Below are 14,370 nucleotides of genomic sequence, written 5' to 3'. Positions count from 1 at the left end.
CTGCCGCGGGAAGATCGTATACAATGTGTTTAATTTGCCGCAAGTAACGCCCGGGAGGATCGTTTATGAAAATCATGATCGTAGAGGATGACCCGACCATTCGCGGGATGATCCAGTTAGCTTTAACCAAATGGAGCCTGGAAACGGTCAGCGTCGATAACTTTGACCAGGTCGCGTTATGCTTTATTCATGAACAGCCTCATCTTGTGATCATGGATATCAACTTGCCGTCGTATGATGGATTTTACTGGTGTCAAAAGATTAGGGAAATCTCCAATGTGCCGGTGCTCTTTCTTTCTTCCCGCGATTCGCCCATGGATGTTGTCATGTCGGTGAATATGGGCGGGGACGATTATATTCAGAAGCCGTTCCATATGGATGTTTTGACCGCTAAAGTCAATGCGCTGCTGCGCCGGACGTATTCCTATTCGGACATGCAATCCAACGTGTTCGAGCATGAGGGGGTCGTGTTCCTTCCGGACAAAGGGACGCTCACGTATGAAACCGAACAAGCGGAGCTTACCAAAACCGAAGTCAGCATATTGAAGATTCTGATGCAGCAGAAGGGAACCGTTGTGGACCGCAAGAAAATCATGCGTCATCTTTGGCAGGATGAAAGCTTCGTGGACGAAAACACGTTAACCGTCAACATCGTCCGCTTGCGCAAAAAACTGGCCGGCATCGGCAAGGAAAACTGGATTGTAACCAAGAAAGGGCAAGGTTATATGATCCCATGAGCTTCTTTCGATACATAAAGGACAAACGTTATTTTTTGTTGCTGTACGCCGGGATGATGGGCTTTATTTCGATGATTGTTGCCCTATCCGTCAACACGGGCCACGCCTTAGGCAGCATTCTTTATATTCAAATCGTTTGTTTTGCCTTCACCGCAGCCTACTTACTGATTGGCTATGTTTATCGCAGATCCTATTACCGCAAGCTGCAGGAGCTGATCGATCTTGACCGGGAAGATTGGCCTGTCGCTGCCCCTGAACCGCAAAATTCGCAGCAGCGGCTGTATCTCGAGCTTTTTGCCAAATTGCACCGGCATCATGAACGGGACCTCCGGAAACTCAATGAAGAGAAAATAGATCACCAGGAATTTATCATGTCCTGGATTCATGAGGTAAAGCTACCGATTGCAGCAAGTCGTTTGCTCATGGAAAACAGCACGGAGGAAACGGCAGATTCCCTGGCCGATAAACTTGAGGACGAACTGGATAAAATAGAAAATTACGTGGAGCAGGCACTGTACTATTCTCGAATCGATTCTTTTTCCAAGGATTATTTCATCACGGAAGAACCGTTGGAAGCGATCATTAAAACCTGCGCGAAAAAATTCGCCAAGACGTTTATCAATAAACAGATTCGGTTACATATGGAGGACATTCGGCAAACCATCCATACCGACCGCAAATGGCTTGGATTTATCCTTGATCAAATCGTTTCAAATGCGTTGAAATATACGGACGAAGGCGGGAACATTACATTTACGGTGGAAGAAGACCGTAAAGAAAAGCGGTTGAACATTATAGATACGGGGATCGGGATCCAGACGGAAGACCTCCATCGAGTCTTTGAGAAAGGATTTACCGGATCTATCGGAAGAAGCCATCCCAAATCGACCGGCATGGGACTTTATCTTGCAAAACAATTGGCGCATAAGCTGGGACATCATTTGTCTATCCGGTCGGAGGCTGGAAGGTATACAGCAGTCACGATTCATTTTCCGAAAACGGATACGTATTACCGCTTATAAAGCGGTAACGGTATGAGCCCGCTGCACAATCTAAAGCGAAGAAGCCGCCAATATGGCGGCTTCTTTAGCGTATTTAGTTCTTGTCGACTGGCAGTCATCAAAGTCATCCTATAAGACCATATCAAGCATGTTACGATCGGATCCCCATGTCGCTCAGAAGCACGGTTCCCCGCTTGGTCAGGTTGAATTGAATACGGACCTTGCTCAGCTGCTGCGGGTTGAAGTCCGGATTCATTTGTTCAAAATCGCTTAACGGGAAATCATAGCTTTGAAATATGGGCTCCGAAATGTTCCCGGAATTCGAGAACGGCCATTTGAGAAGTTTACCTTCTATAACAGGCGGCAATTTGGATATGTGGCTGAGGGGAAGATGGGCCTGATTGCCTTTCTTGTCTTCAACGGAAACCGTTGCATTGATCAGTTCATTCGAGTCGCCGCTCGCGTCTTTTCCACGGGCGTCCGCCATCGAAAATACGACAGAGCTTTCCGTTCCCGTTTCCATGCCGCGTTCCGGCAGCGTGACCGTGAAGGATGCAGGTTCGGATTCTCCTCTCGAGTCCCAGCCTAAGCGAACCGCGCTGTAATCGGCCAAGCCATGCTTGGTCCTTACCTTCTCCTCCTTCCATACCCGGAGATGTTCGCCCATCAGGCTGCCGCCAGGCAGCGTCGTGCTCTGCAGATCGATGTCTTCTTCAAAATCGGCAATCATGGTCGTCCCCGAATCGTAAACATTGCCCACGTACAGGTTGTCGGGAATCCATTCCTTGGCGTAACCCAAATCCGTGAACATCTCCCGATATTGACGTTGGTCCATAAGCGTTGCATCGAGAAAACCGGAAATAAACACCTTGGCAATCGTTTCCTGCTCTTCCCGCGGCATGATCTGACGAAGGTTAAAGAGACGATTCGCAAGACCTGCTCCATCCCCTCTGTTCCAGCCTCCGTTGAACTGGCCATGGTTGGCCCCATAGACATAAATCATCGACTTCATGTAATCTTTGCCTTCGGTATAACGAATCCGATGATATTGTTTGGCAGCGTCCAGGCTGTTGACGTCCATATCATGAGCTCCATGCAAAGAGAGATAATTCACGTCCTGCAGCGGCAGCGGTTTGCCTTGCGGCTGATACTGCCCGTCCGTTCCCGCAATGGAAACGAGAGAGCGGATCGAGAAGTTATAGTCGAACTTGATATGGCCGTGATCCGGGTGACGTCCGAGCTTGTTATAGGCTGCGGCGATCGCGACCGCTTCGCCTCCCCTGGAATGACCGATGAGGGCGATTCGTTCCATATCGACCTTTTGATAAAACGGGTTGTCCGGATCGCTGTTCCAGCCCTTCCATGTCTTCAAATGCTCCAGCAGCAGCAGACCTCTTGCCGGATTTTCGCGTTGGAGGGCGCTAACCAGAAAAAGGTCCTCGTATGGGGCGGCATTCAAGAAATTTTCATCCACGGAGACGAAAATATACCCTTTGCTCGCGAGCAGTTTGCCGAGGTATTCGTAACCGGGATCGGAATAATCGTTCATTAAGTGGTTTCCATGCACAATCAGGACCAGCGGAAATGCCCCCACCCCTTCGGGATACCATACTTTTCCGTTTAACGGTAGGGCATCCGGTCCGAATCCAAGCGACTTCGTACGCCCTGAGGACCATTTCTCGACAAACTCGGTTGCATCCACCGTTTTGGTCGTCAGCGAACCGCTTTGATTAAACTCTTTCCGGTAGTTGTCAGGACTTCCGTATAACAGGCTTTGGACGGGATATGGGCCTTGTTCTGCCGGATTGTTCATCGTCGAGTCTTCATACCGGCTTGAGGTTTTCAGCTGTTGTAACGTGACGCCAGGAGCAGCTTCATCTCCCTCCCGAATCAGCCAGAAGCTGCCCGCTCCGATCACGATGGCGATCAAGGACAAGCAGGCCAAGGCGCCGATTCTCCTTGCTTTTGAGACTTGCCTGTAGCTTCCGGCTGCAATTTTATAAAGCAATGCCCCAAATAAAGAAAAAACAAAGGCAAAACATGCAATGAACAAGGCCGATACTTTCGGCGGCACGGTGAAGCAGAATGCAAGCAAGGTCAGTGAGCCTGTCAACGTCCAAATATAACGGCTTGGCAGTTTCTTGACTCCGTGCAGCAGCAACGCTGTCAAGCCGCTTATCAAGGCAATCGCTAGGACAAACAAAAACGTGCCCGCGATATATTTTATGAAACCGTGCCCCGTCAATAAATAATCGGCCTGGATCAGGATTAGAATGAAGGCGATGCCTCCTAGTCCAAGCGACGCTCCCTTCCATCCAGGAGTTAAAGGCTGCAAACGTTTCCGGTTTGCAACGATTCTTTGTATAATGGCAATGCCCTTCTCATTCTCTTTCTCTTTTTGTATTTCCACTCTTCCCAGTCCTCCTGCACTCTATTTAGTAGATCGTTCTACATCTGAGGATACCGGATCACTCTTTCTGTGCACTTTCTCAATTCTTTCAGAAATCTTACATATTGCTCGGCAGAAACAGAATGAAACTCGTTTGCCCGTTTGTTGTTGTAAGCCTGATCTTTCCTCCATGTTTCTCTGCCACTTGTTTGGCAATCGCCAGACCGAGTCCCGTGCCGCCATCGCTGGTCCGTGCCCTGTCTCCGCGAACGAAAGCTTCGAACACCTTATCCTTCAGATCATCCGGGATACCGGCGCCATCATCCGAAACGTGAATCTCAACCCCGTTCTCTGCGGTTACCAATTTCAATTCCACGGTTGTGCCGGGAGGGTTGTATTTCCATGCATTGGACAGCATATTGGAAACCGCCCGGTACAACCAGATCGCGTTGAACGGGACCCTCAATTCCCGATTGGGAATATCGTAACGGAAATCAAGCTGTTTATCTTCGAAAACTTCATAATATTCGGCTGCGATTACCCTCGTAAATTCCGTAATGTCGGAGAATTCCACGGAAAAAGGAACATCGGGACTGTCCAGCTTGGACAGGTCAAAGATATCGTCAATCAGCTCCGACATCAGACTGGCTTTGTCGGATATCAAACGCAAGACCTGGCGTCTTCTCTCTTCCGTATCCACGAGTCCCGCCTCCAGCGCTTCGATATAGCCCCGTATGGTAGTCAACGGTGTCTTCAAGTCATGGGAGATGTCGATCAGCATGCGCTGCTTGCTTTCTTCCAGCTCCTGCTTTTCCCGCTCCATCCGCTCGAGACGCTCTGCCATATCATTGAAATCGTCCTGGATCTGCGCGAGCTCATAGCTTGCTTTGAAGTTTAGCCTTTTGCGGTATTGACCTTGGGCAATGTTTCGAATGCCGTCGGCTATGGAGCTGAGCGGAGTCGTGAGCCTCGAAGCGGTCCTTCTTCCGAACGCATACACGGTGATCGCAAACAAAACGAGAAACAGAAGCAGGGTCTGAAGAGCCATTTTATAAAATACGCGCTTTTGTTGATCGCTGTAGCTCTCCTCTGGCGTAGCGGGAGAATAGCCCTTCTGTGTTGTCTCCTCCACCTTTGTCTGCCCGGATGAATCGAGAAAATAATTCATGATTTGGGCATTCAATATAAACAACGATAACGCCGCAATGATGGCAATCGTAACAAAGAAATACAAGTATTGTCCGATCAGCGAACGCTGCAAACGATTAGGTGTTTTCATGCGTTTAACTCATCTTTCTTGGCAAACCGGTAGCCGAGGCCGCGGATGGTTTTGATATAAACGGGGTTTCTCGGATTGGTCTCGATTTTGTCCCGCAGCCTGCTAATCTGCACCATAACGGCGTTATCGTCGGCCAGGTACAACTCGTCCCAGGCATGCTCAAACATTTGACGTTTCGTAAATACGCGTCCCGGTTCTCCCATAAACAGGTTTAACAATTTATATTCGATCGCGCTGAGCGAAATGGGCTTTCCATTGATATACAGCATGTATTCGCGATGATCCAGCACCAAATCACCGATGCGGGTGACGGAAACCGGGTCAGGTTCCGACGACTCATTGAATTCATAGGACCGTCTTAACTGGGCCTGAATTCTTGCCATTACTTCCATCGGGCTAAACGGTTTGGAAACATAATCGTCTGCTCCGAGCTTGAGACCCGTGATTTTATCAAGCTCCTGATTTTTGGCCGATACGAGAATGACCGGGATTTTATAATCCTGTCTAATCGTGCGGAGCAGCTGGTATCCGTCGATGACCGGCATCATGATATCGAACAGAGCGAGATCGACGCGTTGGCTTCGAAGATGCTCAAGCGCTGCAAGTCCGTCGAAGGCTGCCAAAGTCGTATATCCTTCAGCGTCTAAATAGAGTTTCAGCATGTCTACGATATCCGGATCATCATCGACCACAAGTATGGTTCTATGCATAAATAGCATCCTCCTTCAAGTAGTATAGGGTTCTCCTTGGAAGGCTAATTTCCTTTTTTGCGTTGTCTCGTCAGCATTATTAAACAGAAATAACCTCTCGCCAGATTCGGCGGAGGTCATTTTATGATTGATTCATTAGCGTCCGATAAAACCAAACAAGAGAAGCTGGTTAAGCTCAGCCATCTTGTCGTTATAGTTCCCGGCTCTTGCCCAAGAAGCTTGCAGCGTCCCGACGGCATTCAATAATTCCAATAGGGTCTCCAGCGAAACCGAAGAATGAATCGCCCCTTCCTTCTTCCCCAGCTCAATAAATTCCTGAATAAGCTCCATTCTAATGTTATTGGTGCTTTCGCTGTATAAACTCGCCAGCACCTGATCCTCGACCGCGCCTGGGGTACAAAGCAATTGATAGTCTTGGTCGGCGCAGATCGCAAGCACGCGGGATAACTTGTCTTTAAACTCAATATCTTGGTTTAACAGCTCCGTGGCCATACGGATGGTATTCTGCATCAGAACGTTTGCGCATTCTTTGACCACCCCTTCTTTGCTGCCAAAATAGTTATACAGCGATACGGACGACACTCCGGATTCTTCGGCAATGTCTTTGATGCTGACGTGGACGAAGCCTTTTTCTTTGAACAGCTTTAAGGCCGCTTGAACGATCGCATCCTTCTTCTGTTGGGTTCTCACTTCGAATTTGTTCATCAAAATCCTCACTCGCTTCCGCATTCATCACTACACCTAGTTTAACATAACCTGCACAGTTTTTAAATTACTCAGTCAATATTTAAAAACTTCTTGACAGTCTTAACAAGATCCATATAGAATCAAGCTATAATTTTTAAATATCGAGTCGATTATTTAAAAACTATGTTCGATACATGAAATATGCGCTTGAGCAAACACGTTTTGATCCAAGCGCTCAATCTACAATGGGGGACCTATTATGCGAATATTGGTTTACGGCGCAGGCGTTCTGGGCAGTTATTTAGCTCACGAGATGGTGCGCGTAGGACACAACGTCACGATGCTGGCCAGAGGACAAAGAGCGAACGAGCTGGAGAAGAATGGCAATGTCATCCGGCATTATTTTCAATTCAAAACTACGGTTCATAACGTGAGGGTCATTCGCGAGCTAGAGCCGGACGATGTATATGACCTTATTTTTGTCGTGATGAAATATCCGGATTTCGAGGCCGTATTGCCTGCACTGGCTGCGAATCACAGCCGCCATGTCGTGATCATGGGCAACAATGCAAGCCCTCAGGACATGCAAACCTACTTGCAAGCCCATAGTTCTGTGACGAAACATGTGGCCTTCGCTTTTCAATCGATCGCTGGCTGGAGAGAGAACGGCCTTGTCATTAGCGTGCGCGGCCCAAGAACCAAAATCAATATCGGAGGTTTAGGCGAGGATCTGTCTTGGCGGCCGTTCATCGATCAGGCTTTGGCAAACACCAAATATGCATGGACCTACCAAAAAAATATGAATGAGTGGCTGAAGAGTCATTATGTTATGATCTTGGCTTTGAATTCCATTGCTTCTGCATATAACGGGAATTTGCGCAGAGCCGCCAAAGACAGGAAGCTTCTTCATCTTGTCATCCATGCTATGGATGAGGGGCATCAAGTATTAGAGAAAAACGGGTTCACGGTTACGCCTGCCGCTCAAAAGCAGTTCGCCCGCAAAAACAGAAAGCTCTTTTACATTCTATTGAAGATGATGCTGTCTATCCCGATCAGCAGAATTCTGTTAAGTGATAAGGCGGTGTCGGCCAACGAGGTGGCAGCGCTGCAGCAAGCTTTTGCTGATTTAAAGAAAAGCGCGAATATGGCGACGCCGCATTGGGATGAGCTTCAACAATATTTCCCGCTTGAGCGGCAGAGCTCATAGTTGATGGCTATGGATCGATCACGTAGCCAGTATAAGAGAAGCTTTTGAGTAAATTATAAAGAATCTCTGCTCAACCAGCGAGCAGAGATTCATGAACCTTCAGGCGCACATGGCTAAACCTCCCCTTCCCTCTCCCTGATATGGCTGCTGCTTGAAGCAGCCAAGCCTCCTTTTCGCTCGTACGCGAAAATAACCATCATCATGCTTAACATTGCACAGATCATGTACATGGTGGAGTAGGACAAATAATCGGCGATCGGTCCCATCGCGACCCCGCCCAAGGATACGCCTAAATCGGCCATCGCAATGAACAGACCGATTAAGACATTGCGATTGTACGTGGGCAATACAAATGACAAATAAGTCGTTAACGTAGGGTACAGCAGCGCCTGGGCCATGCCCATAAGAATGGCGCCTGCGTACAACAGCATGCTTCCTAACTCTGAAGACAGGCTGATGCATGCCGAAGCCAGGGTTACAAGAAGCATGGTACCCATGATAAACCATGAATGCCATCTGCCATCGGACGGAATTCGTTTTCTCAGGACAAACCGCGAAGCGACTACGACCGCAGCCTGAAGCATCAAGTAAATGCCGGCGCTGCCGCTGTTCAGCTGCTCGCCGTATAAAGGCATAAACGTGGTGACCGCTCCGAATACGATGGATGCCGACAGCATCAAGACACTGCATCGGAACAGGAACCGATTCTTAACGATTTGCCCGAAGGAATGGAACACGCCTGAACGGCTTGTCGCTTGTTCTGATGGGGCCTTCTCTGTGTCCATCTTGACGCTATACCCGAATAAACCTGTACAAATGGCGATCGCAACAAGAATAAGCGTGAATGAGTCCATGCCGCCCGTCTGCCAGAGGCCTAATGCGAGAACCGGACCGATCACGCCCGGGATATAGGTGAACAATGAATAAAATGAAATGCCTTGCGAACGCTCCTTCTCAGGCAGTGCATCAATGATGCCGATCTGCAATGCCATCGAAAAAAAAGCCGTGCAAATGCCTTGCAAAATTCGAGCCATGAGGTATCCCCCTAATCCGGTACAAGTGTACAGAATCAGGGCAGTGCCGTTTACCAACAGAACCAGGCGAAGCACCTTAACGGGCCCATGCTTTTGGATCAAATGCCCGGCCCAGGGCCGAAAGAACATCGTTGTCAACATGTAAGCCCCCATGACGAGACCGATGGTTGTGCTGCTGGCTCCCCATGCGGCTCCTTGAAGCGGAATGATGACGTTGAGTAAGGCATTGGCGCTGAAATAAAGCAGGGCCAGCATATATAAACGCAAAAACGGCCAAGACATCGCTCCACTCACTATATTTCTCCTCCTGCTTGCATGTAAACGTTAGAACGTAATCAAATGCTCCATTAATCTTTTGGCATAATCCGACTGAACATGCTTTAATTGCTTGACGTCGATCGTCTCCTCCACCTTGCCGCTTCTGAAAATAAGAACCCTGTCGCAAATATAAGCGGCAGCTTGAATGTCGTGCGTGATGAAGACGTAACTCATCTGATAGATGTCTTTAAGCTCCTTCAATAAGCGGAGGACCTGTATCTGTACGGATACGTCCAAAGAGCTGATCGCCTCGTCGAGCACGATGCACTTGGGCTCCGTGGCAATCGCTCTGGCAATGCAGACCCTCTGCGCCTGTCCGCCGGATAACTCATGCGCATATTTCGTTTTGTAGGAAGCGTCCAACCCGACCTGATGCAGCAAACGATCGACTCGGGCGTCTTGGTCGGAACGTACGGGACCCTGCGCCGTTAAGGGCTCCATGATGGCTTCCTTCACGGTATAGAACGGGTTGATCGAAGACGTATAATCCTGAAAAACGGCACTCATATTGCCGGAACGCACACGACGATTCCTCACATCGTTTCCTTCGAATAAAACGGCCCCTTGGTCCGGTTGTTCAATACCCAAAATCAATCGTCCAAGGGTAGATTTTCCGCTTCCGCTCTCGCCGATGATGCCAAGGCACTCGCCGCTTCCGCATTCGAAGCTTACATCGTGCAGAATTTGCTGCTTTTTCCTCGAAAACAGGCCGCCTACCCGGTAGGATTTATGTACGTTCTCTACCTTCAGCAAATTACTCCCCCCTCATAATCTCGTTGAAATGGCTGCTCAGCTCAAGACGGGTAGAAACCAGGTACTGCGTATAGGAATGCCGCGGTGCCGATAATACCTCTTCAACGCTCCCGCTTTCTACAATGACGCCATTTCTCATGACCAATACTTCATCGGCAATCTTCTTCACGACACCCAAGTCGTGGGACACGAAAATCATGGAGCCTCCCATTCGCTCACGGAGCTGGATGAATTGTTCAACGACCTCGTATTGCGAGATGGTATCGAGTGCCGTCGTCGGCTCGTCGGCGATCACGATGTCGGGCGAAAGAACCAGCGTGAGCGCAATCATCAAGCGCTGCAGCATGCCGCCCGATAGTTGGTAAGGGTACTTATTCATGGTTTCGATCGGATGGTTGAGCATGACGCTCTCCATCGCTTTTTTCATCATGGTTTCGACTTGGCTCTTGCTCCAGCCGAAATGCGCCTTCAACGTCTCTTGGAAATGAACGCCGACTACGGAAGATGGATCAAACGCTCCCATGCCGTTCTGCATGATCATCCCAATCTGTTTACCCCTTCTTCTTCTCATTTCTTTATCTGAAAGTTGATTCAAATTCTCGCCTTTGAACAGAATCTCCCCGGATTGACGAATCCAGGGCTTATGCAATCGGATGATCGATCTGCACGTAAGGGATTTTCCGCTCCCGCTTTCCCCTACGATGGCCAGGCAGGTTTGGGGCTTTAACCGAAAAGAGCTGTCACGGATGATCTCTTTGCCCTCATTCGCATCCCATACCCTCAAATGGTTAACCTCTAGCATATTCAACATTCGGTTTCTCCACCTCTGCAATTCGCGGCTGCTTGCCGGAGTTCAATCGTTTGGGATCCAGCGCGACCTGAAGCCCATCCGCCAGAAAATTAAATGCCGATACGGCAATGACGATCGCCAAGCCGGGCGCCAACATCAGCTCGGGATGTGAAAACATAACCTCTCTCGCTTCATTCAGCATCATTCCCCATTCGGCGTGAGGGGCCTTGATGCCCAGTCCCAAGAAGGATAATCCGGAGATTTGCAATATCATGGAGCACATCGAACCACTGGCAATGATGGCAATATCCGAGAATGTCACGGGAACGATATGCTTCATAATGATTCTACGATTGCTGATACCGGCTGCTTTTGAAAACTTCACATAATCCATTTCGGCATACTGCTGGACCGACGTTCGGATGACGCGGGCAAACCACGCCCATTTCATGGCAACAAAGGCAATCAGGATGTTCTCAAGGCCTGCACCCAGAATGCCGACAACCGCCAGTGTCATGACATACCCGGGAAAAGAAAGCATAATATCGCAAATTCTCATCAGAATCGCGTCCGTTTTGCCTCTGAAGTAGCCTGCCACGAATCCAACGGCCGCTCCTACGCCTACCGATGCCAACAAGGCGGCCAGAACCCATAAAATACTGGGACGTATGCCATAAATCAGCCGGGACAGGATGCATCTCCCCAAGTGGTCGTTGCCGAACCAATACGCCCACGACGAGCCGGCATAACGCAGCTTCATATCGACATAGTTCGGATCATGCGGCGCGAATATAGGGGCGAACAGCCCCAAGATTACGATTGAAGCAATAAGGAGCAGTGACAGGCTAGCCAGCTTGTCTCTGCTCAGATTTTTCAGTGCTCTCATCAGATTTCCTTCCTTAATTTCGGATTGAACGCAGCATTGATCATGTCCGACAAGGTGTTGAATAAGACAAAGGCTACAGCCAGTATCAGGACATAGGCCTGAATGACCGGAAAGTCCCTGCTCAATATGGATTTCACGCTCAGGCGCCCAAGTCCCGGCCATGCAAATACATTTTCAATGACTACGGTACTGCCCAATATAATAGGGATCGCCATGCAAAAGATGGATACGGCGACTTGCAGCGAATTTCTTAGAATATGTTTCGTAATCTTCCTCTCGGGCAAACCGCAAGCTCTCCCATAGACCACATAGTCTTCGTGCAAGTGACTCAGCATGGAGCTTCTTACGTTTCTGAAGTAAATGCCGACATAACTCACCGATATGACCGTTACGGGAAGAATATAGCTTTGATAGGAGTCCATGCCGCTGGTCGGCAGCAAGTCGAGCCGGACGGAGAAATACCAGATCAAGATCGAAGCCAGCCAATAGGAAGGCATCGCCGTCAGAAAGAAAGAAACGCCTCTTACCGATCGATCCAGCATTTTGCCTTCGTTTAATGCGCAGACAACCCCCAAGATGACGGACATGACGATAATGATGATCGACGAAACCAACGTTAACTTTAACGTGTTGAGAAACGCCGGGCTGATCAAGGACCACACCGATTGTCCCGTGACGTAGGACTCCCCGAAGTCCAATTGAAGACAGGCCATCACCCAGTCGGCATATTGTTTCAGGAAGGGCTGATTCAATCCCAGCTCTTCACGCGTCTTAGCGATCAGTTCCTCCGTGATTTCGGGAACTTCCTGGGCGCGGAGCACCACTTCGGCAGGATCCATGGGCGACAGGTTGATCAATAGAAAGGTCAAGAATGAAATCATGAGCAGAATCGGAACGGACAGCAATAATCGTTTAGCTATATAACTTCCCATAATGACTCCTTATCGATTGATGAGCACGCAGCCTATTCGAAATACATTTGTTCAAAAGGCAGCTCAAATTGGGTTTGCTTGAACGTAATGCCTTTCAGGTTCTTCGGTGCGAGAACCGTGACGCTCCCGCTCGAAATCGGGATAAACACGGCTTCATCGTGAACCGTCCGCATGATCTCGGCATACAACGCCTTTCTGGCTTCCTCGTCAGTCGATACCATAACCTGCTGTATCCGGTCATAGAGATGATCCGCTTCGGCGATCCCTTTGGTCGTATGCAGATAAGAAGCCTCGGAAGTGAACGCAGCGATGGTGCTTTGGGGGTCATATGCCAATCCCCAGGTCTGATTAAACAATAACTCGTAGTCCCCCGTAGACCTTCGATTCGCGATCGAACTCGATTCTTCGCCGATGATATCCAGCTTGATACCGATCTGCATTAGCGCATGCTGAATGAATTCCGCCTGTGTTTTTTGCGAGGATGAATTGCTGTCATAATATAAGCTCATGGCCAGCTGCTGCCCGGACTTGGTCCTGGCCTCGTCGCCGCTGCCTTTTTTCCATCCGGCTTGTTCCAAGATTAACTCGGCCGCTCCCGGATCATAGCCGCGTTCCTTCAATTCGACATCCGCATAGTTCACGTTGGACGAGAACAGCCTGTTCGCCTCGGCTTCGGTTCCTTCGAATATGTCCTTGCTGATCGTTTCGCGATCGATTGCATACCAGATTGCCTCACGCACCGCGGTTTCGCTTACCGGGCTGTCCGATTTGCTGCTGTTGGCGACTATCATTTTCGTATTCATGGCTTCGCTGCGAACAAGCTGATAGGTTCCGGCGTCAACCAGTTGATTCATCGCTTGCACGTCGATGCTGTCTGCCCCCCGATCATCGGTGAATACGAAGTTCACCTCTCCTTTCTGCATGGCCAGAAACGTCGTCTCGCCGGCAGGCAGCACCTTGGCCGTAATTTTCTTGATTTTCGGCGCACCGTTCCAGTATTCTTCATTGGCGGTAAAGACGGCGTACTCATCGATTTTATGCTCCGTGAACTTGTAAGGACCTGTACCGTTATGGCCGTTAACGCCATCCTTCGTTTCCCCTTGCATGAAGTCCTTTGGCGATAGGAATACATACGGCCGCGTCATGGACAATTCGACCAGCGTTGGGTAATAAGCTTCGCTTAAGATCAATTGGACAGTGTATTCATCCACGACCTTCACGTTTTTGATTTTGCTTGACAGCTTAATCCAGGCATGTTTTTCGGCATTACGCTGCACGGCGTCGATGTTCAATTTGACGGCTTCGGCATTAAACGGTTCTCCATCATGGAACTTCACGTCCTTTCTTAAATGAAAGGTATAGGTCCGGCCGTCTTCGGAAAGGTCCCAAGATTCCGCAAGCAGCGGCTTGATGCCCTCCTTCGTGTTCTCCACCAGCGACTCGTATACCATGCCCTGAGCCGGCATGGACCCCGTGTACAAATGCGGGTTCATATCATGAATATCTTTTGCTGTCGCATAGATTAATTCATCCAGGACAGCCGATGCGGATTTGTTTTCCTGATACGTCTCTCCGCAGCCTGCCAAAAGCGCGAATGTGCATAAAAACATCCATATGATTACGGTTTTTCTTTTCACGGTTTTCCTC

General features: G+C 49.2%; 13 protein-coding genes. 3 read left to right on the top strand and 10 right to left on the bottom strand.

Annotated elements, in window-relative coordinates:
* Nucleotides 1-65 precede the first annotated feature (65 nt).
* Both MHH82_RS14780 and MHH82_RS14775 read left to right on the top strand, forming a co-directional pair.
* On the top strand, nt 66-737 hold the full coding sequence (locus MHH82_RS14780; protein ID WP_036663169.1) for a response regulator transcription factor: 672 nt from the start codon (nt 66-68) through the stop codon (nt 735-737).
* Nucleotides 734-1,759, top strand: a complete 1,026-nt coding sequence (locus MHH82_RS14775) for a sensor histidine kinase (RefSeq protein ID WP_015735110.1) — start codon at nt 734-736, stop codon at nt 1,757-1,759. The genes MHH82_RS14780 and MHH82_RS14775 overlap by 4 nt, the downstream gene beginning before the upstream one ends.
* A gap of 130 nt (nt 1,760-1,889) precedes the next feature.
* Here the strand turns inward: MHH82_RS14775 and bahA are convergent, their stop codons facing one another.
* The 4 genes from bahA to MHH82_RS14755 all read right to left on the bottom strand — a co-directional run bounded on the left by bahA (nt 1,890) and on the right by MHH82_RS14755 (nt 6,821).
* A complete protein-coding gene (gene bahA, locus MHH82_RS14770; RefSeq protein ID WP_251495424.1) occupies nt 1,890-4,148 on the bottom strand; it encodes a bacitracin amidohydrolase BahA in 2,259 nt (752 codons plus the stop codon).
* 97 nt (nt 4,149-4,245) lie between these two features.
* Entirely contained in the window at nt 4,246-5,406 is a 1,161-nt protein-coding gene (locus MHH82_RS14765) for a HAMP domain-containing sensor histidine kinase (RefSeq protein ID WP_251495421.1), read from the bottom strand.
* A complete protein-coding gene (locus MHH82_RS14760) occupies nt 5,403-6,116 on the bottom strand; it encodes a response regulator transcription factor (RefSeq protein ID WP_251495418.1) in 714 nt (237 codons plus the stop codon). Before MHH82_RS14760 ends, MHH82_RS14765 begins: the two co-directional genes overlap by 4 nt.
* 135 nt (nt 6,117-6,251) lie before the next feature.
* Complete coding sequence (locus tag MHH82_RS14755; protein WP_251495415.1) at nt 6,252-6,821, bottom strand: TetR/AcrR family transcriptional regulator; 570 nt, start codon at nt 6,819-6,821, stop codon at nt 6,252-6,254.
* Between the two features lie 241 nt (nt 6,822-7,062).
* On the opposite strand from MHH82_RS14755, the gene MHH82_RS14750 reads away from it, so the two are divergent.
* Nucleotides 7,063-8,010 (top strand): ketopantoate reductase family protein, encoded by a 948-nt coding sequence (locus MHH82_RS14750; protein WP_251495412.1) that lies wholly within the window; start codon nt 7,063-7,065, stop codon nt 8,008-8,010.
* A 113-nt stretch (nt 8,011-8,123) separates the two neighbouring features.
* Here MHH82_RS14750 and cntE read toward each other — a convergent pair whose 3' ends face one another.
* The 6 genes from cntE to cntA are packed head-to-tail and all read right to left on the bottom strand — an operon-like array spanning nt 8,124 to nt 14,360.
* Entirely contained in the window at nt 8,124-9,338 is a 1,215-nt protein-coding gene (cntE, locus tag MHH82_RS14745) for a staphylopine family metallophore export MFS transporter CntE (RefSeq protein ID WP_251495409.1), read from the bottom strand.
* 30 nt (nt 9,339-9,368) lie between these two features.
* On the bottom strand, nt 9,369-10,115 hold the full coding sequence (locus tag MHH82_RS14740; RefSeq protein ID WP_015735103.1) for an ABC transporter ATP-binding protein: 747 nt from the start codon (nt 10,113-10,115) through the stop codon (nt 9,369-9,371).
* A 1-nt stretch (nt 10,116) separates the two neighbouring features.
* Entirely contained in the window at nt 10,117-10,926 is an 810-nt protein-coding gene (gene cntD / locus MHH82_RS14735; RefSeq protein ID WP_251495406.1) for a staphylopine uptake ABC transporter ATP-binding protein CntD, read from the bottom strand.
* Nucleotides 10,904-11,791, bottom strand: a complete 888-nt coding sequence (cntC, locus tag MHH82_RS14730; RefSeq protein ID WP_251495403.1) for a staphylopine uptake ABC transporter permease subunit CntC — start codon at nt 11,789-11,791, stop codon at nt 10,904-10,906. The genes cntD and cntC overlap by 23 nt, the downstream gene beginning before the upstream one ends.
* The gene (opp1B, locus tag MHH82_RS14725; RefSeq protein ID WP_251495400.1) at nt 11,791-12,723 is read right to left on the bottom strand and encodes a nickel/cobalt ABC transporter permease; all 933 of its coding nucleotides are present in this window, start codon (nt 12,721-12,723) and stop codon (nt 11,791-11,793) included. Before opp1B ends, cntC begins: the two co-directional genes overlap by 1 nt.
* A 32-nt stretch (nt 12,724-12,755) precedes the next feature.
* Nucleotides 12,756-14,360, bottom strand: a complete 1,605-nt coding sequence (cntA, locus tag MHH82_RS14720; protein ID WP_251495397.1) for a staphylopine-dependent metal ABC transporter substrate-binding lipoprotein — start codon at nt 14,358-14,360, stop codon at nt 12,756-12,758.
* Nucleotides 14,361-14,370: the final 10 nt, after the last annotated feature.

The sequence above is a fragment of the Bacillus sp. FSL K6-6540 genome (assembly GCF_038007545.1).
This window is presented reverse-complemented; position numbering and strand designations above follow the sequence as displayed.

Excerpts from the sequence above, each read along its gene's own strand:
- MHH82_RS14780 (WP_036663169.1), top strand. The coding sequence starts at position 66 with ATGAAAATCATGATCGTAGAGGATGACCCGACCATTCGCGGGATGATC.
- MHH82_RS14775 (WP_015735110.1), top strand. The coding sequence starts at position 734 with ATGAGCTTCTTTCGATACATAAAGGACAAACGTTATTTTTTGTTGCTG.
- MHH82_RS14765 (WP_251495421.1), bottom strand. The coding sequence starts at position 5,406 with ATGAAAACACCTAATCGTTTGCAGCGTTCGCTGATCGGACAATACTTG.
- MHH82_RS14760 (WP_251495418.1), bottom strand. The coding sequence starts at position 6,116 with ATGCATAGAACCATACTTGTGGTCGATGATGATCCGGATATCGTAGAC.
- MHH82_RS14755 (WP_251495415.1), bottom strand. The coding sequence starts at position 6,821 with ATGAACAAATTCGAAGTGAGAACCCAACAGAAGAAGGATGCGATCGTT.
- MHH82_RS14750 (WP_251495412.1), top strand. The coding sequence starts at position 7,063 with ATGCGAATATTGGTTTACGGCGCAGGCGTTCTGGGCAGTTATTTAGCT.
- cntD (WP_251495406.1), bottom strand. The coding sequence starts at position 10,926 with ATGTTGAATATGCTAGAGGTTAACCATTTGAGGGTATGGGATGCGAAT.
- cntC (WP_251495403.1), bottom strand. The coding sequence starts at position 11,791 with ATGAGAGCACTGAAAAATCTGAGCAGAGACAAGCTGGCTAGCCTGTCA.
- opp1B (WP_251495400.1), bottom strand. The coding sequence starts at position 12,723 with ATGGGAAGTTATATAGCTAAACGATTATTGCTGTCCGTTCCGATTCTG.